Below are 24,489 nucleotides of genomic sequence, written 5' to 3' on the forward strand. Positions count from 1 at the left end.
GTTCCACGCTGTAGATCCCCACACCTCCCTGACTCGGCAGAAAGGCTTCAAGGTGGACGACTTTTACGCCGCCCGCAGCAGGACTATCCCGCCGCTACCGTGGTCGAATATTGCTCCGCCGTTCTCACCACCGTGCACTTGGCAATCGAAATACCCTCGCGGCGCAGTTGATGCCAGACCTTGCGCGCGCCGTAGAGGCCAAAGCTGTTCTCGTGCACGCGCTTGATATGCTCGCGCATGTCGTCATCGCGCCGGGCACGTGCTGAACGCCTGGCGGGGTCGGCCAGACGGGCAGCATGTTCACGATAGGAGGACGGGGCGATCGCCAGTTCGCGGCAGATCGGCTCGATACCCAAGTCCTCGCGATGCGCGTCGATGAACGACATCATCACCTCTCGCGGCGGTCGAGCTCCGCCAGCGCAAAATACGCCGATGCCTTGCGCAGGATCTCGTTCGCGCGCCGCAGCTCCTTTACCTCGCGCTCGAGCAGCTTGATCCTGGCCTTCTCATCAGCGGCAAGCGCCGCTGGCCCCGCTCGTCGGCTCGCCTCCTCGCGGCACCAGCGGCGCAGCGTCTCGGCCGTACAGCCAATCTTGGCGGCAATCGAAGACATCGCCTCCCACTCCGAACCGTAATCGGCGCGATGTTCGCCAACCATACGCACTGCACGATCGCGGATCTCAGGTGAAAACTTGTTCCGGGTTCTACTCATAACGAAAGCTCCTTCTCATAAATCGGAGCCTCCGGAAAACCCGGGGCGCTTCACTCCTCGGCCTGCAAGGATTAGCGGGAGAAGGATGGGGGCGGTCGCCCGCCCCCATCCCCATATCCTTAGCGGTGCTGCGCTTCGCCCGAATGGTCGGCATGATCGCCGGCCTTCTTGGCATCCTTGCAGCAGTCCGCGCCCTCCTTACAGCACGCCATATCGGCGCAACAAGTGGCCGTAGCGGCCATCGCGGTGGTCGAGAGAGTCAGCGCGATGGCCGCGCCGATGATCTTGATCGTGGTCATTAATATCTCCGAAATTGATTGAGTGCGTTGGTCGGTGTCACGCAGCTCGCGGAGGGGGCGTCGCCGGCGCGCGGGCCAGCCCGGCCAGATTGGCCTGGCGCCCGGGCCAGGGAACGATAGCGGCGAAGGGGAGCGGCGCTACGTGAGCGATCGGCTCGCCCTGAAAGGCACTGGCGCAGGGCATCGAGCAGGCTGGCGCGGGTGCTTTGTTGTCTGGTGCGCGATGACTCTTGCCCTCGCAATCGACCATCGTCGCCGCGCTCGGAACGGCCGCGACGGCAACGGCCTCGCAGAGCGGCCCGACCCGCAAGACCAGCATCAATGCCAACACGGCGAACAGCGCCGTGCGCGCGAGGGTGGGGAGCGGGAAAGCGCGAAGCATCATTACCTTGCGTTTAGACAATTGGGCCCAGTCGGCCCGAAGCTGCGATTTTGGCCAGGTTGAAGAACGAACACTGAACGCTTGATTGATTCTACCAGGACCGTTGCTGACCACCGACCTCGTAGATATCGGCTTCCATGGAGCAATTGTAGCTCTCTGCGATGTTGAACATCTCGGAGAGGAGGCTTTGGATTTCCTCATCAAGGGAAATGCCATCCGGATCGGGGTCATAGGCGACGGTCAGTTTGTAATCACAATTGCCGTTTTTTACCATGGCGTAGTCGCGTTCCAGCATCGCCTCAATCCGCTCCCGAGCGGGTTTTCTACCTCTTCCACGCTTGTTGAAGTTCTCGATAATCAGATGCAGGGCGATGCTGGCAGTGGGCGGCTTTTCCGGCAGTTTGGTCTGTGACGGAATAATGTCGAGCGCCCGATAGACGGTCATTCGTGAGACCTTCAGGTCGCGGGCAACGCGGGCCTTGCTGGCGCCGGCGGCAAGGCGACGGCGGATTTCATCGTCATCGACGTTCTTCTTCCGGCCTTTGTAAACGCCTTCGGCGCGCGCCGCTTCGATCCCGGCGCGCTGACGATCCTTGATGAACTTCAGCTCCATATCGGCGACCATGCCGAGTATGGTGATGACCATTCGCCCCATGTCGCCCGCCGTCGTCACCTCTGGCTCAAGGATGCGCAGCGAAGCTCCCTTTTCATCAAGCTCATGCACCAGGTTCAGGACATCGCGCGTGGAGCGGCCGAGCCGGTCGAGCCGCAGCACGACCAGCTCGTCGCCGGTGTGCATAAACTGCATGATCGTTTCCAGTTCCGTGCGCCCGCTCCGCGAGGCCCCCGATCCGGTCTCGGAACGGATAATTTCGCAACCTGCATTCTTGAGGCGGCCAATCTGGATATCCAGATCCTGGTCCGTGGTGCTGACGCGGGCATATCCGATACGAGCCAAGTGCAAAATCCGTCACATTAGGGTGGCTCTTGCAGTGTATCGTCACATTGAGCGCAAACCCACCCTTTTGTGACAGACGAATGGTGTCACTCGGCCCTATCACTCTGGGTGTACCCAAATGTTATAGGCCGATCAGCCGCCTCACGCTGCAAGCCGTCCAAAATCAATCCGGTCGTTCAGGTCGAGGTCGAAGCGGCCATAAGGGTTCACATGACTGTAGATCAACGGCGTGAGACCACGATAATCTTCCGGCGTCATCCGCCCCGCCCACTTCGGCTCAACCAGTACGGTCTGAAGCATGCGGGTGTTCACATACACCAGCGACGCTTGCAGGAGGTGTAGCGCCAGAACGGAGATTTCCTGCTCATGGATGCGGTTGGTGGCGATCTCGCCGCCCTTGCCGAAGAACACGAAACCATTAGCGCCGTTCCAGTTCTCAACCACATTCAGCCCTTCGTGGATCTCGCGGCGGAATGCCTCCTGACGCAAATACCGGCATAGGAAGATTGTTTTGACCGCGCGGCCGAGTTCACTCAGCGCCTTGTAGGTCGGGTGCATCACTTCGGCTCTGGCAAACCGGAGCAGGATCGCTTCCGGATCGGCGGTGCGCGATTGCATGGCAGCGGCATATTTGACCATTTCGTCATATTGTTGCTCGATCTCGTCCCAGTCGATCGGGCTGGAGAGGATCGGCAGTAAATTGGAAAGCCGCGTGCGCATGCCGGCTTGGGGAAGGGCCAGTTTCTGGCGTGCCACTGCTTTCAGCCGCGGGGCAAGCTCAAATCCAAGGAGTCGGCAGAACGCAAAGCCGACTGCGCTCTGGCCGTGGCTATCGACGTACTGGCGCTGGATTTCCATGTCGGTGCAATGGCGCAGCACGCCCTCGATCATGGAGGCGACCTCGGAGGAAGAGCAGCGCTTGAGCTGGGAATAGACGCATGTCGCGCGTCGTTCGACATGCCAGTAGATCATGACGCCCCGTCCACCATAACGCGCATGCCATTCCGTCATCAGGTTGCGATCCCAGGCTCCGAACTTTGTGGAATCTGACGCACAGGCCGTGCCGGCGTCCCCCCAGACTGCAGCATTGCGGATTGCCAGGGTCGCATTCGCAACCCTGGCACACGCCTCCTTGAGCGCCGCGGCATGAACGAAGCGGCGATGGACATGCAGCAGCTCTTCATAGCTGACATCGGGGGTGGCGCCGGCGATCCGCTTGAGCCCGGCATTCGTTCCCAGGCCGTAGAGGCATAGCAGGAGACGTTGATCCAGCGCGGTTTTCGGCAGTGCAACACGCGAGGCCGATGTTTCGAACGCTTCGAGAAGTCCCGTATCAAGGGCAGCCTCCTTCAGTACGTCGAGCAGCCCGGTCATCGGCCAGCGTTGGCCGATCTCGGTCTTGATCGAGGCGAGACCCCTGGGTTCGGGCAAGGGTTTGAACGGGGTGAGAGATATACGGTTCTCGCCGCGCCACAGCAGCCGAACCTTGTCGTTCCGGGGAATATTGGCATTGAGGAGCAACAGTTCCTGAGCAAGCTCTTCCCGGATGGCGCTTGAAAATGCACGCGCATCCGCCGTCAGGTTCAATCCTGTGTAATATGCTTCTCGCCGCGCATCGAAGTCCTTGGGAAGATCGTCATCGGGATTGCGGTATCGGTCCGCCCCGACAACCCAGATTTCCTTAGAACGGATGCGATCGCGCAGTTGCGCGAGGACACAAAGCTCATAACTGATCCGGTTTACGCGCCCCTCTTCATCAATGACGGAACTGCGCCATCTCGCCGGAATGACCTCGTCGACCGGCACTGCGTGCGGCGGCACGTAGCGGCATCCATCATCCACTTTGCTTCTGATCCAGTCCAGGGCCGCCAGCACCGGACGCCACACGGCGTTGTTCGACCGGAACTCCAGTGCCGAAAGCAGGCTTGGCAGCATACGGCGATAATGATTGGCCCATGACCTCCGCATCACCTTGTAGATCCGCCGATCCAAGGCGCCCTTTGCCTGGCTTTCCTTGATGATCGCCGCCAGTTTGTCCTTGCCGGCGATTGGGAAAATGACATCGCAGATGCGCCCGGATGGATCGTCGATCGAAGCGCTGGCAATCTCGACCAGGAGTCGCTCCTTGCCATAGACCCGCTCGATGTCTTTCGCGATATCGCCCACCACCTTGCGTTTCGAGCGCGATCCGATCTTATGGACCGTCTCGATCAGCAGGTCGACCATCGCATCCGTAAGCTGAGCTTCCCGCGCCATCAGATAAACGGCATAGAGCCCGAGCTGGCGCGCCGGTACATGCCGGCGCATCTCCGAGGCTTTCTCGCCGGCAACCCGGCGAACGATCTGATCGACCCATGCCTTGCCCGTGACCGATAGGAAATCTCGGGGAAGAGCAAGCCGTTGGATAAAGGCGAGTTTGGCGGTCACGCCAAGAATGTTTTCGAGCGTCGCCTGACCTGCATCCCCCTTCATCGTGTTGAAGCCGGTCGGGCCATCGGGATCGGCGAGCGAGGCTTCCAGCAAGGCGACCGCATCCGGCGCAAGCCGATCGCGGACTCGGGCCAACAGGGCCTCCAGATAGAGGTGTCGTTGCGAACGGACGAGGCGTTCCAGCTCCTTGCGCGACGGCCCATAGATACGGCGGTCGCGGCACCACAGGAAAACATGCTCGAGCATGGCATTGATCGGCTGCCCGCCCGCACAAAGATCGTCGGAAATCCACCTCGACAACGCCCTGCGATCCGTCTGCGTCATACGGCGGAACCCGAGATGCCGCAAAATCTCCGCGCAATGCCGGCGGGCGGTGCGCCCGGAAAAATCATAGTGGTTCACGGATTTGGCATCGAGACCAAGTTGCTCCGCCAGATACAAGACACCGTCGGAGGGTATCGACGCATGATCCGGCACAAAGAAGCCATGCCCGGCGAAAAATCTAAGCTGAACCGCCAATCCCAGTCGTGCCGTCTCCGCTTTGCCGGTCACGAACGCGATGTCCGAAAAACTCAGGCTCCAGGAGCCGATCAGATCCCCACTCGAAACGCCAAGGCTCATAACGCCGCTCCCTTATCGGAGCGGAACGTCGTTCCTCGCATGGGCGATCGTCAACAACAACCAGCCCGTTCCCGACGTGTTCTCCAAGATGACCAAAATCGCAGCTTCGGGCCGACTGGGCCAAGAAGGAATGCACGCTGGTTTCGACATTCAACAGGCCCGATGGTTCGGGTCATGCAGGGCCGATTTCGATGAGCGGAGATAGCGGGGAAATCAACCTGCCGTTCGACCTGAGTATCGGATATCAAATCCGACTCACGCATCGACTTATGCAAAAGCTGCTACAGCTGAAGATCGAGCAGTTCGGCGTCACCCTGGGCATGTGGTACTTCTTGCGCGTCCTGTGGGACCAGGACGGCTTAACCCAGAAGGAACTGTCCGACCTTGTTGGAACGATGGAGCCGACCACGCTTTCGGCGATCGCTTCCATGGAGCAACGGGGAATCGTTGCCCGGGTCCGCAACGCGGCGGACAAGCGGAAGATCAACATCTTCCTCACCCCTTACGGTCACGAGCTGAAAAGGAAGCTTCTGCCCATTGGCATCGAAGTTGGGGATATCGCTAAGACCGGCATTTCGCGCCGCGAAGCGGATCTCCAGATCGCCCTATTGGGCGAGCTGCAGACCAATCTAGAAGCTGCGATTCGGAGCCTCTCCCCCGAGGAGCCCGACGCGAAGCCGGGTCGGCGGCGCCGAGAGGACCGAGGGGTCGCCGGCATCACTCATGAGGCAGGCGACTGATGCGATAGTGGGTGTCCTCGCCACCATGGATGCCCCACATCAATGTTGCGCGCCGATACTTACATCACTAATGGTTAGATAACTAAGGAACTGCACGGTGGCGGTCTGCGACGTGAAGGTTGCGTGGAGAGGTGTGCTGATGGTCAGGCCTTGCCTCCGACCGAATCGTCGTCGCTCTCCACCGCGCGGTTGATGACTGCAATCGCTTAGGTGCGGGCCGCGTCCGGTCTGCGAGAGTATCGGGAGAGTTTGAACTTATGAGTTCATCAGCCTTTAAAGGCGCGGATGTGTCCGATCGCCTGGATCGCGCGATAGACAATGCTCTCGCCGACAATCGTTTGGTGGGAACGGTCGTGATCGTCGCCCGGGGCGGCAAGATCGCCTATCGCCGCGCGGCGGGATTTGCAGACCGTGAATCGCAAAAGCCGATGCAAACGGATAGCATTTTCCGATTTGCATCGGTGACCAAACCCTTTGTCACCGCCGCCGTGATGCGCCTGATCGAGGATGGTGTTGTGAGGCTGGACGATCCAGTGACGCGCTTCCTGCCCGACTTTCAGCCGCGCCTGTCCGATGGATCGGTTCCGGTCATCTCGATCCGCCATCTGCTCACGCACACATCGGGGCTCGGCTATCCGTTTCAGGAAGGGAGCGATGGCCATTATCGTCGCCTCGACGTCTCCGACGGGTTGGATCAACCGGGATTGTCGCTATCCGAGAATCTTCGGCGCCTGGCTGCCGCCCCGCTTACCGCCGCACCGGGGTCGGGTTTTCGCTATTCCCTTGGCATGGATGTGATGGGAGGGGTGGTTGAGAGCGTTACCGGTGGTTCGCTACGCGATGCTGTGCGCAAACTGGTCACGGATCCGCTGGGTATCGTCGATACCGGCTTTGCCGTTGCGGATGTTGAGCGGCTCGCGACGAATTACTTCAACAGCGAATCCGTTCCCGTCCGCATCACGGACGGCATGGTAGTGCCTCTGGATGCCTTCAACGGGTCGCTAACGTTCGCGCCGAGCCGTATCCTGGATCCAAACTCCTATCCGTCAGGCGGGGGTGGGATGGTGGGGACTGCGGGCGACGTCCTGCACTTTCTGGAAACCATCCGGCTCGGGGGTGGTCCGATCCTGAAGCCTGAAACAGTCGAGATGATGGCGACCGATCAGCTCGGACCTCAGGCTGCGGCCTGGGGGCCGGGTTGGGGCTTCGGCTTCGGCTGGGCAGTGCTTGCAGATCCGCACGCCGTCCCGTCGCCGCAGTCTCCCGGAACGCTTCACTGGGCCGGCGGATACGGCAATAGCTGGTTCATCGATCGTGCAAACGCGCTGACGGTCGTGGCCATGACCAACACGGCCTTTGAGGGTATGTCGGGGAAGTTCGTGTCCGACATCCGGGACGCCGTCTACAACTGATCCCCGCAAGGAATCCGCGACCGGCCGGCGTAAGCCGGCCGCGCCGCAGCGAAAATGCGGAGGCGCCGCGTCGATCGCGGCGGCCAGATCACAAATCGTTGCGGTGGCTCCAGTCGATGATCCCGTCGATACAAGCGCTGACATGTTCGGGCTGGCCCTGGTAGAAATGGGTCGCGCCCTTGATGCTCACAAATTCCTTGTTCGCAACGGTGAGCGCGTTGTGAATGATCGGATTATGGCTCGCGGGAACCGCGTCGTCCGCTTCATTCTCGATCTGCAGCACAGGGGTCCGATGGATCTTTGTCGCGTTAACGGCAGCCTTGGAGTTGGATAGGTCGTAGGACCATTGCGACAGCCACGAGCGCAGGGTTGAGAATCGCGCCAAACCAGCGGGTCCCACGTTCACCGTGCGTGGATTGCCAAGATAGGATGCCCCCGGCGCGCGTCCATTGGGGTCGATCGTCGGATCAATCCAGCGCACGTCGCACATCGTGCGGTGCGTGACGAAGGCGCGTTCGGTTTCGCCGTCGTTGCGACGACGGAGCGTGGCAAGCATTTCCTCGGCCCAGGCGGTAATTCTGCGATTGCGGGCCCGCTGCCTCTCGCGGAAGGCGGCGATGAAGTCAGCGGTGAATGGTGGTTTGTTCGGGCAGTCCGGACTATAGATATCGAATTCGAGATCGCGCGTGTCCGGGTCGAATTCGTCGATGACGGAGGGGTCAAGCCATTCGGTCAGCACTTCCGCCCGGCTGAGGTGGGCGGCGATGAGGACTATTCCGTCAACCCGCTGCAGCCGCGCTGCTGTCAGGTCATAAAGGTCGCCGGCGGGCGTGTGGGTGATTGTCGGATGTTCAGACTGGGCCGCATAAAACAGCGATAGCGAGCCGCCGCCCGACCATCCCACCAGGATCACCTTTTCATAACCCAGCGACTCGCGCGCGTGGCGCACCCACTGGCCCATGTCGTAGGCGACCTTTTCCATAATCAGCGCACTATCGTTTCTCGGGTAGCGACTCGACGCGCAAAGTACGTGCAACCCCGCATCGGCAAGCGCCTCAGGCATTGGGAGCAGCTGGGCCGTGGCTGTGGGGTGCATGAACAAATAGACCGCCTTAGATGGCCGCGCTCTCTGCCGGAACAGCTGGCCTTCCAGCTCGGTCGTGCCCTCGGCGCCCGCAAAACTGTAGGTCTCCGTCATCCCCGGTTGATCGCGGAAGCGAACGATTTCGGGAAGGCGATCCCATAGCGCCTTTGTCGGCAATCCTCTCTCCATGGCCATATCCTTAGTTATCCAACTATAATTGCGTATTACCGTACTCCAGTCAAGGTGTCAACGGCGGTCGGATTCCAGGCCATGATGGCGGAGTAAAAGCAGGCCATTGAAGATGAGCGCGGATGATATGCAAAGGGCCCCGATCGGGGCCCTTTGCATATTTGCCGTTTTGCGGCGGGTCAGTCGGTGGCGTGGGCGGGAGTGGCCTGGTTTTGCTCCGCCCCGGCAGCGCGGCGGCGGTGGGCGGACTGCTTGAGGCGGTAGCTGTCGCCGTTCATGGTGAGGATGCTGACGTGGTGGGTGAGCCGGTCGAGCAGCGCTCCGGTGAGCCGCTCGGACCCCAGAACTTGGGTCCAGTCCTCGAACGGCAGGTTGGAGGTGACGATCGTCGATCCCCGCTCGTAACGCTGCGAGAAGGTTTCGAACAACAGTTCCGCGCCCGTGGGCGAGAGCGGAACGTAGCCCAGTTCGTCAACGATCAGCAGCTTCACGGCGGCAAGGTCGCGCTGCATCTTGAGCAACCGCTTTTCGTCGCGGGCTTCCATCAACTGGTTCACCAGCGCCGCGGCGGTGGTGAACGCGACGGTGAAGCCCTTCTGGCAGGCCGCCAGGCCCAGCGCGAGCGCGACGTGGGTCTTGCCGGTGCCGCTGTTACCCAGCGCGATGATGTTTTCCCGCCGCAGGATGTATTCGCAACGCGCCAGCTCCAGGACGAGCATCTTGTTGAGGCTGGGGATGGCCGTGAAGTCGAAGGTATCGAGGCTCTTCACCGCCGGGAACCGGGCGGCACGGATCCGGCGCTCGACCGTGCGGCGTTCCCGGTCGATCAGCTCCAGTTCGATGAGGCGCAGCAGGTAGCGGGTATGATCGACGCCATCACGCGCGCATTCCCGGGCCAGCTTCTCATACTCGCGCAGTACCGTCGGCAGCTTGAGCTGCTTGAGGTGATGCGTCAGCAGAACCTGAGGCGTGCCTGCCGTGGTGCCGGCCGGCATCTTGTCGTCCGTTGCCCTGCTCATGCTGCCAGTTCCGGCAGGAGCGTGGCATAGTCGGCGGCGCGGGTCGTCTTTACCTCCATCTTGGGTAGGTGCGGATAGGAGGCCAGATCGAGCCGGGCGGGTCTGCGCTCGATGCGCGCCAGCGCGATCTGCTTGACCGCATCGAAGCCGATCGCGCCGATATGGATCGCCTCGTTTATCGCCAAGGTGACCACCTCCATCGGGATGGCCTCCAGAAGACGCAGCACCTGGATGAACTCGCGTTTGCCCTTGTTGCCCATCCGCGCCTCCAGGAGGTGACGCAGATGCTGGAACACCTCGGGCAAGTCCCAGCCCTGCAACGCGGCAGCTTGGTCGAGTGCTCCTGGCTTGGTCTCGATCAGCGCCAGATAATGGAGCGGGTTCGCCACGAACATGGCCTCGCCATAGCAGCGCGGGTGACGGGCGATCTCCTCGCTGCCGCACAGGATGACGACCTGATCGACGAAGCCCTTCACCACCACGTCCTGGAAGCCGTAGCGGGTCGGAACCGAGTAGTCGTTGGTCCGGTAGCGCACCAATGCTGTCGACGATACGCGGGCGATCCGCGTCTCGCACGGCTCGAACGTCCCTGACGGCAAGGGACGCATCGCAGCCAGGTCGGCCACGAGCCGCTCGCCGATCGTCTGGCTGTGCCGTCCGGCCCGCTCTTCCTGCCGAGCGCGGCAGCGGCGTTCCAATTCCGCGTTAAAGTCGTCGTAGCTCGCCGCCTGCGGGATCGGCACCATGAAGTGTGTCCGCGCGTGCTTGACCAGCCCTTCGACCTTTCCCTTGTCATTGCCCTTGCCGGGGCGCCCGAAGCGATCGGTGAACAGGTAGTGGCTGACCAGTCCGGTGAAGGCCTGGGTGCGCTCGCGCTTGCCGTCACCGCAGATCTTCGCGACCGCGATCTTCGTGTTGTCGTACAGGATCGAGGGCTCTGTTGCAAAGATTGGCGGCAGTCAGAGGTAGGCTGTCGCTCTGCGCCGATCAGGCGGCTGCTGCGAAATGGTGGTTGAGCATGCCCATGGCCTCCGTCAGCGCCGAGGGCCCAATGCCAAAAGCTCTCTCCACAAGGCGCACCTCGCCCCTGATGCCGGGCTGCAGGCACCAGGGGCGAGCCTGTCCTTTGCGCAGGGCTCGCATGACTTCGAATCCCTTGATCGTGGCATAGGCCGTGGGGATCGATTTGAAACCGCGCACCGGCTTGATCAGTATCTTGAGCTTTCCGTGATCGGCCTCGATCACGTTATTGAGATACTTCACCTGCCGGTGGGCCGTCTCCCGGTCCAGCTTTCCTTCGCGCTTCAATTCGGTGATCGCTGCACCATAGCTCGGCGCTTTGTCGGTATTGAGCGTGGCAGGCTTTTCCCAGTGCTTCAGGCCTCGCAGGGCCTTGCCCAGGAACCGCTTCGCTGCCTTGGCGCTGCGGGTCGGCGACAGGTAGAAATCGATCGTGTCGCCCCGCTTGTCGACTGCCCGGTACAGGTAGGTCCACTTGCCCCGCACCTTGACGTAGGTTTCATCCAGGCGCCAGCTCGGATCAAAGCCACGCCGCCAGAACCAGCGCAGCCGCTTCTCCATCTCCGGGGCGTAGCACTGGACCCAGCGATAGATCGTCGTATGGTCGACCGAAATGCCGCGTTCCGCCAGCATTTCCTCAAGGTCGCGATAGCTGATCGGATAGCGACAATACCAGCGCACCGCCCACAGGATCACATCACCCTGGAAATGGCGCCACTTGAAATCCGTCATCGTTCCGTCCGTCCAATCTCCGCCAAGCATGCTCAAGCTTCACGATTTTTGCAACAGAGCCGGCGATACAAAGAAATCCCGAAGAAGGCCTATATCCTCGCAGTCGGAGGGGACGGCAATTCGCAGGAACCCCATTTCCAGCGTTACCACCAGGCAGCGACCCAACATCCTGAGTGGGACGCATATACGCTCTCGGGCGGACATAACCTCATGCTGGATGATCCAGACGGCGTTGCCGCCATCCTGCGACGCTATTCCGACGACAATGATGAAAGCATATCCGATGACGTTTGAGCAGATTTCCCTCGAGGAGCGCGGTCCGGTCGCATGGATCACCCTTGAGCGGCCGAACGACCTCAACTGCCTTAGCCCGATCATGATCGACGAGCTGAACCGGTCGTTTGATCACCTGGAGTCGAGGGCGGAGGTGCGCTGCCTCGTGCTGACCGGACGAGGCCGTGCCTTTTGCGCGGGCGCGGACCTCAAGTTCATCGGCGACTTCCCCCCCGCAGACCGCGACGCAGAAACAGCTCGGTTCCTGCGCCGCGCGACGGATCTCGTTTCGCGGATCGAAGCCTTCCCGAAGCCCATCCTTGCGGCCGTCAACGGGATCGCAACAGCGGGCGGAATGGAACTGCTCCTCGGCTGCGACATCGTGATCGCCGGCGAAGGCGCGCGCCTGGGAGACGGACATGCCAATTACGGCCTGTTGCCGGGCGCAGGAGCCACCGCACGACTGCCGCGACGGCTCGGATTGAACCACGCCAAGTTTCTGATGTTCACCGGCGACCTGCTCAGTGTCTCGAACCCGCTGCTCGCGCCACTCGTGAGCATGATCGTTCCGGATAGCGATCTCCAAGAGGCGGTGGACGGCATCGCCAACAAACTTGCCTCGAAGAGCCTCTTGGGGCTGCATCACATGAAGCAGCTTTTGAACAACGCTGTCGAACTTGCTCTCCCGGAGGCGATCGAGGCGGAGCTGGACGTCAATTCGACCTACTCCTCATCGTTCGATCGCAATGAGGGCCTGGCCGCATTTCGGGAGCGCCGCGTACCGGAATTCAAGGGTGCCTAGATTGCCGTAATGAAAGCAGCCGGGCGAAATCCTTTGGCACAACAAGAGGAGCGCCCCATTATCGTGGAGAGACGAAGTGGGACATTCAACGGCAACTTCTGACGCGCCAGGTCTGGGCGGAGGGCTGCTGGTTCCACGAGCTAATCATATCCGCGTCGGCCACCGATCGCTTTTTGCGTCACAACTGGCCAGTGATCTGGACATCGAGACGCCGCCGGTACGAGCCAAAACAACGGAATTCACCTGGACGTTGTTCAGCAACCTTGCACTTCTGCGGTTTGCGTCCAAGGCATGCAGCGTCAAATATGCCGCGGAGGCTTTCCGCGACTTCTACCTGTTGAAGGTGCAGAAGGAGGGGCATGCCGCGATACGCCTCGACGATCGGATGATCACAATCGGCCCGGGTGATGTCGTGCTTTGCGACGGTGCAGCGGCGCACCAATATGAGTTCGACGACGATAACGAGCATCTCTGCCTCATCTTTTCGAAGCAGATGCTCGAAGCGCGTATGCGTCGCTCATCCCCGCCGATCGGCGATATGATCAATTACCGTATCGCGGCGCATCGATCCTCCGCGATCCTCATGAGAAGCTATGCGATAGGATTGTTGCAGCAGCTCGAGAGGTTCCAGACAGAGGCCGACGATCCGCTCGCCGCTCGCGTTCTGGGCGACACCATTCTGACCTGCTATTCCGCCGAATTTGAGACCGACCGGCGTCGCGACGACAGCTGGACCTCGGTACAGAGATTTGTTGAATCCAATCTCGAAGATCCGGCTCTGCGTCCAAGCTATATTTGTGAAAAACTGCGGCTTTCAGCCAAGAGCCTCCAACGCGTCTTCCGCAGCCAAGGAACCTCGTGTCACAAATACATTGCTGACGCACGGCTCGACGAAGCCAGTCGCCGATTGAGCGATCCTTCCCTAAGCGCCCGCATCACTGACATCGCTTACGACGTCGGGTTTGACGATCTCAGCTATTTCAGCCGTTCGTTCCGTCGCAAATTTGGAGTCTCAGCGCGGGAATATCGGCATTCGGCGCTGCGCGGAACCTTGCCCCTCTGGCGCGGCCGCCCCTCAAGCTGACCTGTTTCGTAGCCGGGCGTCCGCAATTGCGGTCCAAAACATGATCACCGGCGGCACCACCAACTCGATCGCTATCGCCGCGGTGAGAACGAAACCTGGCGACCCATACCGAAGATAGGCCAGGGTCCGTGCGAGGCCACTCAGAAACACGAAGCCGAAGAGCAAACGCAGGAGCAAGAGCCGCTCACGCAGATCGCGGCTGGCATACCAGATGAGCGGCGCGTAGCCGAGCCAGATCGCTCCGGCGAACATCAGCTGGCTGTTCAGTGTTGGATCGGAAAGCGCGGCGGATGGGAGCGCGGCGCCGGCGGTCGCGAGAAACTTCGCGCCTTGGGCGATGTCGCCGATACCGGTGGCCAGAGGAACGATGCAAAAGGCTCTTACCGCCGCGGAGAGGCCCCGCCCACCAATTGCTTCCGCCCTACCGACCATTGTCTTCGCTCCCTCTAAACCTACAGAGCCACGAGAACCGATTTGGTTTCGGTATAGGCGAGCACCCCCTCCCGCCCGTGTTCGCGGCCGAGCCCGGACTCCTTGTATCCCCCGAACGGCACGGCAGGATCGATGGCGTTATGACAGTTTCCCCAGACCGTGCCCGCCTTGATTGATCGCGCCAGCCTATGCATTGCACTGATGTCGCGGGTCCAGACCGACGCCGCCAGCCCGTAGCGCGTGGCGTTCGCGCTCTTCACCACGGCGTCGAGATCATCGAAGCGCGACACGCAAACCACTGGCCCGAAGATCTCTTCACGCATCACGCGCATCTCGGGTGAGACGTCAGCGATGATCGTGGGCGACACATAATAGCCCTGATCGGCGAGCTGACCGCCTCCTGCAACGACCGAGGCACCTTCAGTCGATGCGCTCTCGATGAAACCCATGACGGTATCGCGCTGCCGCGCCGACACCAGCGGTCCCATCTGCGTATCCGGCGCAAGCGAAGGACCGAGACGAATCCCCCGCGCTGCGTCGGCTATCCCTTCCACCAGCGCGTCGAACACGTCCCGATGGGCGAAGACGCGCGAGCCCGCTGTGCAAATCTGGCCAGAGTTGAAAAAAACGCCTCCCGCCACGCCCTGAGCTGCCTGTCCGAGATCGGTGTCGGGCAAGACGATCACAGGCGACTTGCCCCCAAGTTCGAGCGTCACGCGCTTGAGGCTGTCGGCGGCCGAGTGCGCGATCATCTTGCCTACCGAGGTCGACCCGGTGAAACTGATCTTGTCGACCTCGGGATGTCGCACCAGCGCCGCGCCGGCGCCACTGCCAGCGCCCGTCACGATGTTGATCACGCCTGCCGGGAAGCCGGCCTCAAGCACCAGCTCGGCGAACCGCAAGGTCGTCAGACTTGTCTGTTCGGCCGGCTTGAGAACGGTCGTACAGCCCGCAGCCAGTGCCGGCGCAAGCTTTAGGGCGGCGAAGAAAAGCGGAAAGTTCCAGGGCACGATCAGGGCCGCGACGCCGATCGGCTCGCGCCGTGTGTAACCATGGAAAGCGCCGGATGGCGCGAGCAACGGCTCGACGCTCTCTCCATCGAGACGTGATGCCCAGCCTGCCATATAGCGTAGCTGCGCGATCGCGCCGGGAACGTCCATCTGCGATGCGGCGGTGATCGACTTCCCATTGTCGATCGCTTCCAGCTCAGCGAACTCGGTGGCGTTCGCCTCGATCAGATCGGCCAGCCTTCGGATCGTCATCTCCCGATAGTAAGGAGACTGGCCGCTCCATCGGCCGTCATCGAACGCCGCGCGCGCCGCGCCGACGGCCCGATCGACATCCGCATCGCTGGCATCGACGATCGCCCCAATCTCGATACCACTCGACGGATCGTAGACCGGTACGAACTTCTCGCCTGAGGAGGACTGCCATTCCCCGTCTATCAGGAGACGCTTCGGCGAGGCGATGAACGCACTGGCTGTATCGGAATATCGCGGCTGCGACAAAATGGACGTCATCGGAGTGCCTCGCAGAATTGCTGGTTCGGGGTGAAGATTGCCCGGCGCGTCTAGAAGCGACCGCTCAGGCGAACGCCAAGCTGTCGCCCGCGCGAATATGTTCCCATCTCGCCGAAGGTCGCTGGAATGGTCGGCAGAGCGAAGCTCAGATAGCGCTTGTCGGTCAGGTTCCTTCCGAACAGCGAGATCGTCCAGCTGCTGGAATTCGGGCTGAGGTCGAGGTTCGCATCGAGCTGGGCATAGCCCTTCTGGCGCTCATCCGGCGAATTCGTGCTGCCTGCATCATAGGAAGACCGTGCCGATACATCGATCCGGCCGGCGAGGCGGTAATCGCCGCCGAGGGGCTGCTCATAGGCGATCCCAAGGTTACCCGACCATTTCGACGCATAGGACGTCGGCGCGCCGGAGAGGTCCTGGGTGCAGGTCGGGCCGGCAATCAACGACTGCTCGTTGGTGCATGTCGCGCCAGGAAAGCTCAGATATCTGGCATCGAGATAGGCACCGTTGAAATCGATACGCAGGCGGGGTGCCGGGGCCCAGTTGAGCTCGAGCTCGACACCGCGCGTCCGCGCCTTGCCGACATTCGACACGAGAAACGACGAGACGTTGTCAAAGACCGAAAGCTGCAAGTCCTTGAACGTCGTTGAGAAGATGGTGAGCGCATAATCGAGGTGGCCGCTCGCGAGCCGGCCCTTGGCGCCAAGCTCGAAGGACGTCGCTTTCTCCGGACCGAACTTGGTCGCGTTCGGATTGGAAGCAGGGGAGATCGCGTCGACGCCGCCGGCCTTCGACCCGCTGACGAACTTGGCATAGACCATGTTCGCCGGTGCGATCTCATATTGTACGATGACCTGCGGCTGAAAATAACCGTCATTCTGTTGAATGCCGCGGTAGTCATGCGGCAAGACACCCAGGACCGCCAGCTGAACCGGATCAAGCGCCGGATTTATCTGTTGCGCGACCGTGACCCGCTTCGTGTTTCTGGGAAGCGAGGGAATAATATTGGCCGTCGCAAGCAGCTGGTTCACGTCCTTTCGTGTGTCGGTATAGCGAAAGCCAGCTTCCACCTTGAGCTTTGGCGTGATCCGCCAGCGCAGGTTTGCGAAGCCCGACCAGGCATCAGTGTCCTGATCGAAGCTCAGATAGCGTGCGAAGGGTGGAACAGGGACCCCCAGAGGCGCCAGATTGAACTCGATCAACGTGAAGGCACGCATCTCGTCGTGCTGATAATAGCCTCCCAACGTGTAATCGAAATCGCCCGACGTGCCCTCGAAACGTAGTTCCTGCGCAAACTGCCGATAGCGGTTGAAGATAAACGCGTTGAAGATGTCAGCGGCCAGGCCATCGCCGTCGACTGACGTGGACGACATGTAGTTTCGATAGCTGCTGGTCGAGATCAACTGTCCGCCAAGGACGTGATAGTTGATGTCGGCCTGATAGGTCTGGTTTCGCAGATAGGCGTAGCCTTGCTGGAAATAAGGCGGGCCGGCGTTCGAGTTTGAGGTCCGCCCATCCAGCTTCGTGTCATCGAAGAGGCCCGGCACCGCCAAGGACTGCTTGTAGACCTGGATGTTCTCGCCCTCATCGAGGAGCCGGTCATATTCGGCCTTCAGTTGTATCTGGAGATCGGAGCTGGGCTCGATGCGCAAGATCGCGCGGCCAGCATAATTGCGCGTGCGCGGACTGTCGAAGCCGGTCACATTGTTGTGTATCCAGCCCTTGTCGAGATGCTGCAGCAAGCCGGCAACCCGCAGGCTGACGCCCTCGGCAACCGGGAGTGTTGCACCACCCTGTACATTCGTCTCGTTGTTGTTGAATTCATAGCCGATCGAGCCATCCGCCTCGAATCGGTCGCCGGGCTTTCGCGTCGTGATGTTGAGAGCGCCGGCCGTCGCGCTATTGCCGAACAGCAGCACCTGAGGTCCACGCAGCACTTCGACTCTTTCCAGGTCGAACAAGGGAATGCGACTGTCTTGGTCCCGCCCATAAGACACGTTGTCGACGAATTTTCCGACCGATTGATCGAAGGAGAGATTATCGCCCGAGCCAAAGCCGCGGATAAATGTCCGAGGCTGGATGGTACCGTAGGAGACAGTTAGGTTAGGGAGTGTGGTCACAAGGTCGACCATCTGCGTGATGTTGCGATGCGTGAGGGTGTCACCCGAGACTGCCGTAAGCGCGACCGGCACATCGCGAAGATTCTCGCTCCGCTTACGCGCCGTGACGACGATGTCCTCCAAGGCACCTTCGGTCGAGCCTCCCGGTCGAGAGCTGTCATCCTTCGTGGCACCGACACCCGATGCCACCGATGACGCGGGCGCGTTCGTGGCAGTCTGAGCGCACGCTGCGCTCATCGGGTATGCAGTGGCGAAAAGGCCGATCGCACTCCCCGCGAGCAGGCTCCTCATGTTCGGATGTCTCAATCAATCCTCCCTAGACATGCGTTATTGCGTGTTCTCTGGGCGAGATTATTCGGAGGGCAGCGCTGGCGCTTGGAGAAACCGGGCTGCATTATTTGTAGCTTTGCGCCGTCAAGAATTGCGACCGGGGAACGGCCTGGAGGGTCAGTATCCAGCAGCGCCGAGCGGGAGTTCATTTGGAAAAGCTTGTCGCCTTGCGGTCCAAAGGAACCCGGGCGGACTCAAGCGCCGGCGAGCATCCGCGATGCTCGCTCGGAGACACCGCGAATCCCACCACTCCCGCCGTGTGACGTCCTCTCTTCTCGCAGCGACCGGGGCCAAGCGAAGTCAAATTCGCGGGCCGGATTTTCCAAGTTCGACGGTGACATCGACCGTAAACTGGCGAACCGGGATCGAGCGAAAATCCCCTGACAAGGATAAATCCGCCGGGAGAGGCCATGGAAATCTTCAGTACATTTTCAATCCGAAATCTCATTTCGGTCTCGGTAATCAGCGCATTCTCGCTTCTTGAGAGCGCGCGCAGTTCGTCGTGCGGCTCATTCGCGTCGGCACGATCTTCCTAGGTAGCACCAGCCGGTCGGCACCAGGCAGGAGCTATGGCCGAGCGCTCGGTCGGTCCAGATCTCTGCGGAGACAATATATATGCCAGACTATGTCATTATCGGGGGCGGCTCGTCCGGAGGCGTGATCGCCAGTCGTTTGTCGGAAGATCCGAAAACGACGGTATGCCTACTCGAGGCTGGCGGATCGGGTAATTCGCCGCTCGTTTCAACACCAGGTGCCTTTGCGGCACTGATCCAGGATTTTGCGATCAACACGCTCAACTGGCGCTACAATACCGAGCCAGTCACGGCGCTGAATGGCCGCCGCCTCTATAATCCTCGCGGTAAGATGCTGGGCGGGTCGAGCGGGATGAATGGCATGGTTTACATCCGTGGCGACCGATCCGATTTCGACAATTGGCACGACCTCGGCAACCAAGGTTGGTCGTACAACGACGTTCTGCCTTACTTCAGAAAGGCGGAGCGCAATGTCCGGGGCGACAGTCAATATCATGGCGCCTTCGGTCCGCTTCACGTGTCCAACGGCGATGCTTCCTTCAAAGCCTATGGCGCCTTTATCGAGGCCGCTGCATCGCTTGGTCATCCACAGAACGAGGATTTCAACGGCGATACCCAGGAAGGGATCGGTGTCTACCAATTCACCGTCAAGGACGGCCGGCGGGCCGGTGTGAAGCGCTGCTATATCGACCCGATGCTCGTCCGGTCCAACGTCCGGGTCGAAGTAAATGCGCGCGCGCAGCGGATCGTCTTCGATGGTAATAGGGCAGTCGCGGTAGAGTTCGTGCAGGACGGCGAAGTGCGGCGGGTGGATGTCCAGAAGGAAGTCATCGTCAGCAGCGGTACGTTCAATTCGCCCCAAATTCTGATGCTTTCTGGTGTTGGCCCGCGCGCCGAGCTCGACCGGCATGGCATAGAAGTCGTTCAAGAAATAAATGGCGTCGGGCAGAATCTGCATGATCATCCCGACGTCATGATGATCTTCGAGACGCGCAAGCGCATTGGCATTGCGCTCAATCCATTGGGATTGATCAAGAGCACAAAGGATCTTCTGCACTATATCGTGCGCAAAGGCAGCTGGCTGGGCAATCCGCCGACTGCCGCAGGAGGGTTCCTGCGCTCCGATCCCGATCGGGACCGCCCGGACTTCCAACTCCACGTGATTCCGCTAGCCTATCGCGACCACGCACGCGACTATCGTTTGATGACGAAATGGGGCTTCACGGTTCTCATCAATATCGGTCATCCCAAGAGCAGAGGTGCAGTGCGCCTTCGCGATAGTTCCGCTCTGTCCGATCCCCTCATCGACCTCAATCTTCTGAGCCATCCTGACGATCGAACCGCGTTACGAAACGCCTTCAAGATAACGCAGGACATTCTTTTCTCAGAGACGATGAATGACGTGGTCAAGCGACCGCTCTACCCCACCCACAAGCTGAATGAAGATCAAGAAATTGACGCTTACCTCACTGAACATGTGAATCATTCTTATCACCCGGTCGGCACGTGCAAGATGGGAACCGACGCGCTGGCGGTTGTCGACACTCGTCTCAAGGTTCGAGGGCTGCAAAATGTTCGCGTGGCTGATGCCTCGATCATGCCAACGATCATCAACGGCAATACGAACGCCACTTGCATCATGATCGGCGAAAAAGCAGCAGACATGATCGTAGAGGACCAGAGACCTCAATGACCCCAAAGCACTGATGGCGCGTATTGGCCGCCAGCGTGACACGCTGGCTAGTCTAGATGGTCAGGCGGCTGCTTGGGAGCATTATAGAGCTATAGAGGCAGGTTAGTCACCCTGCCGCGAGCAGGAGGAAAGACTTGATCGGATGTCCTATATTGGCGCCGTATCGAAAGCTCCATTCGGCCTCGCGCTGACGAGCGTCGTCGTGGAAGCGCTTCGGTCAGTCGGGAACCATGCGGAGCTGGACGTGGCGCCGTCGCCCCAGACCCGCGAAAATGGCAGGCGGTGGTGCGCGTTGATGAGGACGGCCAGCGCCGCTCGGTAGCTGTCATCGCGGATATAGGCGTCATGGGTCCACAGGAGCTGATCGCGCGTGACGCCCTGGCTCGCGGCCGCCATGCGCGACAGGCCGAGATTGGTTGCGTCGGCGAGGATCGTGGCGAGCAGCGCGTTTTCATTGGGGCACGCCTCGCCGGTGCGCAGGTTGGTGAACGCTGCGAGAAAGCCGGTTTCCTGCGCCACCTCATGCAGCAGCTCGGTGATGCGGATGCGTGGCATCATGGCATCGAGCCGGTCAGCCAGTACTTCGGCATCGGGTGTCGCGATCGTGCGTATCGGCGATATCTGGAGGCGGCCGTCGCGGAACCGCACACCTTCCAGAGCGTCGCGCTTCAGGCGCTGGGCGAATTTCTTCAGCCGCCAGTCCAGTTCGCGGCCCCGCTGTTCGAGCCATTCGCTGGCTGTGGGTGGCAGGCCAAGAGCCGATACGATCGGCTTGGCCTTCGGATCGCTGAGCAGGTAGCTGTCGAACCGGCGGTATCCCGCCGATCGCTCCACCCAGACATCCCCGGACCGCAATTTGTTGCGCAGATGCGCGATCGTTGCGATCTCCCAAAGCCTCCGGTTGATCTTGCCGTCATCGCCAACAACGATTTTCCGCCATTCCTTGCGGAAGGGCATCGGAGCGTCGGGAGGCAGATCGCGTTTGCCCGACCTGTTGAGGTCGCGCAGCATCTCGACAGCGGCGATCGTCTTCGCGCTGCCCTTTCCCGCCCTGAACTGGAGCGCTTCAAGCAGATCAGGGGCGAACTTACGCAACGTCGCATAGCGATCGGCCGCGACCGTCAACGGGTCGAGGCTCGCGGTTTCCGCGATCGTCGCTACTTCTGGTCTGGCCTTCAGGAGGGTGTTCTACCCGACCGAAGCGTCCAGGGCCTCTATCGGATCTTCGCCGGTATCGACTGCATCGGTGAGTGCGTCGATCGTCCTGCGAAAGATCAGCATCAGCCGCGCGACGTTCTTCGACGTGGTGGCATAGCTGCGCGCCTGGGCGTTCTTCGCGCGGGTGAAGATGCTGCCGATCAGCTTGTCCGCCATCTCCAGAGCGCTGTCAGTCAGCCGTTCTTCGAGGTCGAGCAGGAAAGCAACAAGCGTGGCGCGCCGGCGGGAGGGGATATATCGCTCGATCATATAGGCAGGCGAAGCGCGGCCTTCCCTGACATATTGCCGAAATCGGTCCCCATGGATGCGGCCAGCTACGTCGGGAGAAATGCCGATCTTCCGCACTTGCCACAGGCGGTCGAGAATCTGGCGGATGTGATCGGGTTTGGCCGCGACGGGAATGGTCTTGAGCAAAGCAAGCTGGCTCATGCCGTCGGCGTCGTCAAAGAGCTGGTCGAGGGCGTGGACCTGTTCGGCGCTGAGATCGGCGATCAGGGCATAGGCGGCCTGCTTACGGGCACGCGCACGTCCCGCGCTGCTGGCGCGTTCGATGGTGGAGATGGACGGCAACAGAATCCGGACCTCGCGAAGGGCGGTGGCGACGCCGGTCGCGATCGTCATCCCCTTGTCGGTCGCCCATGCCGTTTTCGCGGCCGCTTCGATCATGAAGGGAATATCGGCGCGGGTCGCCCCCCGAAGTCCCAAGCGCACCGCCAACACACGGGCATGATCCGTCATTGTCTGATCTCGCGCCGCATAGTTGGCCAGGTCGGTTACGTGCAGTCCAAGTTGCTCCGCGACGAAGGCGGCGAGATCATGGGGTATCGCTCCCCTGTCCTGTATCAACTGCGCAAGCGTGATGCCCGGGTGCCGCAAGAGCGCGAGTTGCAGCGCGACGCCCAACTGGTTCCGTTGCTCCCGTCGCGCGCCGATGATCTCGATATCCGAAGGCTCGAAGGTGTAGAGCCGTGCCAAGTGGTCGCGATCAGTCGGGATGGCGAGGATCTGGTCGCGCTCGCTCTCGGTCAGGAGTTGATGCTTGCGCTTCGTCATGCCGATTCCCGTCCACAAAAGGTCATCTGTGCCTATGGACAGCCATGAGTAAAGAGACATAGTATGTGGACGGACATGGATTGGGCAAAGCGGTCGCCCTTCATAGCGTCCAGAGAACGACCGTTTGGGAGACGCACGGGATGGGCGATATTCTGGGTTATGCCCGCGTCAGCACCGGCGATCAGGACGTGGCTGGACAGACCATGCGTCTGGAGGAGGCCGGCGCGATCAAGGTGTTCACCGACGTCATGTCGGGCAAGAGCATGGAGCGGCCCGGTCTGGCCGAACTGATCGCCTATGCCCGCAAGGGCGACACGCTGGCGGTGGTCCGCCTCGATCGGCTTGGGCGCTCGCTCGCCGAATTGCTCACCACGGTCGAGACGCTACGCGGCCAGGGCATCGCGCTCCTGAGTCTTGAGGAAAAGATCGACACATCGTCGGCCGCCGGCGAACTCATCTTCCATGTGTTCGGGGCCATCGCCCATTTCGAGCGGAGACTGATCTCCGAGCGAACCAGGGATGGGATCGCCGCCGCGCGCGCCAAAGGCAAGTTGCCCGGCCGTCAGCCGCTCGACATGTCCAAGGTACATGCCGCCATCAAACTGGTCGAAGCGAGCATCTCGCCGACAGAAGCAGCACGACAACTCGGCATCGGCCGATCGACCATCTATCGAGAAATGCGCCGCCTCGGCGTGGAAAGGCCCATCTGAATGTCCAGATCGAAATCGGCTCACGATCTTTCCGGCCTGATGAAATATGCGGATCGCGCGCCATGGGATGAGGCATTGGCCGAAATGCTGTCCGCGCATCTCGATCCGGCGAGCGAAGCGACCGGACTCGAGCCTGACGCCATATTCGAGATAATTGGCGATCACTGGCAAGGGCCGCTATGGGGCTGCGCCTTTGAAGATCTGCTTACGCAGGAACTGGAACCCGACGGTCGCAATCTGGTCGATGACTATCTCAAGCGCCGGGGCTGGAACGAAAAGGCGCCGAACAAGGCCTATATGCGCGCGTTACGCGATACGGTCATGTCGCTCTATGAGGTCAGCGAAGTCGTGCCTGGTCAGTCGATGACCTTGCGCGATCTGCTGCGCGACGTTGCTCCGGTGACGGTGCGCGAACACGGTGCAACCCAGACCCTGGTCAACTGGGACAAGATCGCCGCAAGGGTTGTCGACGTGAACGGGCGCCATGGCATTTCCGGAGCGCTGTTGCCGTTCAGCGCTGAGGGCGCCGTGCGAGTGGTCGATGCATTTTCCCGACTTGCCGACGAAACTCAGGACACTGCGGAATTGGACCCGTCCGATCGGGACGCGCTTCTGGGAGCATCGGGACCGATGTTCACGAACATGTGGCTGCTCGACTGTCTGGGCAAGGCCATGCCCGGCAGCGCGCCGGATATGGTCAACGCCGACGGCGATGACCTGGTGTTCCACCGTATCGTTTTTCCGCTGGCGAAAGGCGTGGTCGGCAAGAGCCTGATCCGAAGGCTGAACGCGGCACAATGGCTGGAACCTGCCAGCGACAGTTTCTGGAACTGGCTGGCACCAGCGACGAAGAACAAGAAGCCGCAAGCGACCAAAGGCAAGCGGGCCTTCGTCACGACCATGGATGACGGCACGCCGGTTTTTGCCAATGTGGAACTGGCAGGGCGCAAGCTGATCGTCGAGGTAAACAGTGCCGCCCGCGCGGAGCGAGCAATTACCGGGTCGTGCGGCTGAGCGGAACAGGAAAGTGTCGTAAGGGGCATTATTTCCTTTCAAAAGTCCCATTCGGAATTAGGTTGGCGTAGCGGTCTGAGGCCGCCGTTTGCGACGGCGTCAGGCACGGAGA

The 24,489-nt window shown here is 60.9% G+C and carries 18 protein-coding genes, 3 pseudogenes and 1 other annotated feature; of the genes and pseudogenes, 8 read left to right on the forward strand and 13 right to left on the reverse strand.

The window, feature by feature from the left end; all coding sequences use genetic code 11:
- Positions 1-122: 122 nt before the first annotated feature.
- The 5 genes and pseudogenes from FG95_RS20280 to FG95_RS14725 form a co-directional block, all read right to left on the reverse strand.
- Positions 123-712 (reverse strand): annotated as a pseudogene (locus FG95_RS20280) (IS3 family transposase); the annotation flags it as partial.
- Positions 317-431 (reverse strand) — a sequence feature (AL1L pseudoknot). It overlaps the preceding pseudogene by 115 nt.
- Before the next feature lie 119 nt (positions 713-831).
- Positions 832-1,011 (reverse strand): hypothetical protein, encoded by a 180-nt coding sequence (locus tag FG95_RS14710; protein ID WP_037556847.1) that lies wholly within the window; start codon positions 1,009-1,011, stop codon positions 832-834.
- A gap of 37 nt (positions 1,012-1,048) precedes the next feature.
- Positions 1,049-1,507: a hypothetical protein gene (locus FG95_RS20860; RefSeq protein WP_081933172.1), complete on the reverse strand. Its 459-nt coding sequence runs from the start codon at positions 1,505-1,507 to the stop codon at positions 1,049-1,051.
- Complete coding sequence (locus tag FG95_RS14720) at positions 1,485-2,351, reverse strand: recombinase family protein (protein ID WP_006953933.1); 867 nt, start codon at positions 2,349-2,351, stop codon at positions 1,485-1,487. The genes FG95_RS20860 and FG95_RS14720 overlap by 23 nt, the downstream gene beginning before the upstream one ends.
- 141 nt (positions 2,352-2,492) lie before the next feature.
- A complete protein-coding gene (locus FG95_RS14725; RefSeq protein WP_037556849.1) occupies positions 2,493-5,402 on the reverse strand; it encodes a Tn3 family transposase in 2,910 nt (969 codons plus the stop codon).
- A gap of 191 nt (positions 5,403-5,593) precedes the next feature.
- Here FG95_RS14725 and FG95_RS14730 point away from each other — a divergent pair, with 191 nt between their 5' ends.
- Complete coding sequence (locus tag FG95_RS14730; RefSeq protein WP_052182396.1) at positions 5,594-6,142, forward strand: MarR family winged helix-turn-helix transcriptional regulator; 549 nt, start codon at positions 5,594-5,596, stop codon at positions 6,140-6,142.
- Positions 6,143-6,429: 287 nt separating this feature from the next.
- A complete protein-coding gene (locus tag FG95_RS14735; protein ID WP_200880210.1) occupies positions 6,430-7,554 on the forward strand; it encodes a serine hydrolase domain-containing protein in 1,125 nt (374 codons plus the stop codon).
- A gap of 88 nt (positions 7,555-7,642) precedes the next feature.
- On the opposite strand, the gene FG95_RS14740 is transcribed toward FG95_RS14735, so the two are convergent.
- From FG95_RS14740 to FG95_RS14755, 4 genes and pseudogenes are all read right to left on the reverse strand, one after another.
- Positions 7,643-8,827 carry an alpha/beta fold hydrolase gene (locus tag FG95_RS14740; protein ID WP_037556851.1) on the reverse strand — a complete coding sequence of 395 codons (1,185 nt, stop codon included), beginning with the start codon at positions 8,825-8,827 and terminating at the stop codon, positions 7,643-7,645.
- Between the two features lie 179 nt (positions 8,828-9,006).
- Entirely contained in the window at positions 9,007-9,822 is an 816-nt protein-coding gene (gene istB / locus FG95_RS14745) for an IS21-like element helper ATPase IstB (RefSeq protein ID WP_037556858.1), read from the reverse strand.
- A 20-nt stretch (positions 9,823-9,842) separates the two neighbouring features.
- Positions 9,843-10,778: pseudogene (locus FG95_RS14750) on the reverse strand (Mu transposase domain-containing protein); the annotation flags it as partial.
- A gap of 55 nt (positions 10,779-10,833) precedes the next feature.
- Entirely contained in the window at positions 10,834-11,598 is a 765-nt protein-coding gene (locus FG95_RS14755) for an IS6-like element IS6100 family transposase (RefSeq protein WP_001389365.1), read from the reverse strand.
- Between FG95_RS14755 and FG95_RS20815 the strand changes: the two genes are divergently transcribed.
- From FG95_RS20815 to FG95_RS19965, 3 genes are all read left to right on the forward strand, one after another.
- Complete coding sequence (locus FG95_RS20815) at positions 11,575-11,892, forward strand: hypothetical protein (protein WP_161786564.1); 318 nt, start codon at positions 11,575-11,577, stop codon at positions 11,890-11,892. The genes FG95_RS14755 and FG95_RS20815 overlap by 24 nt on opposite strands.
- Entirely contained in the window at positions 11,864-12,673 is an 810-nt protein-coding gene (locus FG95_RS14760; RefSeq protein ID WP_052182400.1) for an enoyl-CoA hydratase/isomerase family protein, read from the forward strand. The genes FG95_RS20815 and FG95_RS14760 overlap by 29 nt, the downstream gene beginning before the upstream one ends.
- A gap of 76 nt (positions 12,674-12,749) precedes the next feature.
- The gene (locus tag FG95_RS19965; RefSeq protein WP_081933174.1) at positions 12,750-13,757 is read left to right on the forward strand and encodes a helix-turn-helix domain-containing protein; all 1,008 of its coding nucleotides are present in this window, start codon (positions 12,750-12,752) and stop codon (positions 13,755-13,757) included.
- Here the strand turns inward: FG95_RS19965 and FG95_RS14770 are convergent.
- The 3 genes from FG95_RS14770 to FG95_RS14780 are packed head-to-tail and all read right to left on the reverse strand — an operon-like array spanning position 13,749 to position 18,117.
- Complete coding sequence (locus tag FG95_RS14770) at positions 13,749-14,189, reverse strand: DUF4345 domain-containing protein (protein WP_037556852.1); 441 nt, start codon at positions 14,187-14,189, stop codon at positions 13,749-13,751. The genes FG95_RS19965 and FG95_RS14770 overlap by 9 nt on opposite strands.
- A 20-nt stretch (positions 14,190-14,209) precedes the next feature.
- Positions 14,210-15,709, reverse strand: a complete 1,500-nt coding sequence (locus tag FG95_RS14775; RefSeq protein ID WP_037556853.1) for an aldehyde dehydrogenase family protein — start codon at positions 15,707-15,709, stop codon at positions 14,210-14,212.
- 50 nt (positions 15,710-15,759) lie between these two features.
- Positions 15,760-18,117, reverse strand: a complete 2,358-nt coding sequence (locus FG95_RS14780) for a TonB-dependent receptor (RefSeq protein WP_081933175.1) — start codon at positions 18,115-18,117, stop codon at positions 15,760-15,762.
- A gap of 654 nt (positions 18,118-18,771) precedes the next feature.
- Here FG95_RS14780 and FG95_RS14785 point away from each other — a divergent pair.
- Positions 18,772-20,382 carry a GMC family oxidoreductase gene (locus FG95_RS14785; RefSeq protein WP_081933176.1) on the forward strand — a complete coding sequence of 537 codons (1,611 nt, stop codon included), beginning with the start codon at positions 18,772-18,774 and terminating at the stop codon, positions 20,380-20,382.
- A gap of 168 nt (positions 20,383-20,550) precedes the next feature.
- Here the strand turns inward: FG95_RS14785 and FG95_RS21375 are convergent.
- Positions 20,551-22,653: pseudogene (locus FG95_RS21375) on the reverse strand (Tn3 family transposase); the annotation flags it as partial.
- A gap of 140 nt (positions 22,654-22,793) precedes the next feature.
- Here FG95_RS21375 and FG95_RS14795 point away from each other — a divergent pair.
- The gene (locus FG95_RS14795; RefSeq protein WP_013849886.1) at positions 22,794-23,363 is read left to right on the forward strand and encodes a recombinase family protein; all 570 of its coding nucleotides are present in this window, start codon (positions 22,794-22,796) and stop codon (positions 23,361-23,363) included.
- The gene (locus FG95_RS14800) at positions 23,364-24,377 is read left to right on the forward strand and encodes a hypothetical protein (protein ID WP_235211576.1); all 1,014 of its coding nucleotides are present in this window, start codon (positions 23,364-23,366) and stop codon (positions 24,375-24,377) included.
- Positions 24,378-24,489 lie beyond the last annotated feature (112 nt).

The organism is Sphingopyxis sp. LC363 (genome assembly GCF_000756385.1).
Lineage (GTDB): Bacteria > Pseudomonadota > Alphaproteobacteria > Sphingomonadales > Sphingomonadaceae > Sphingopyxis.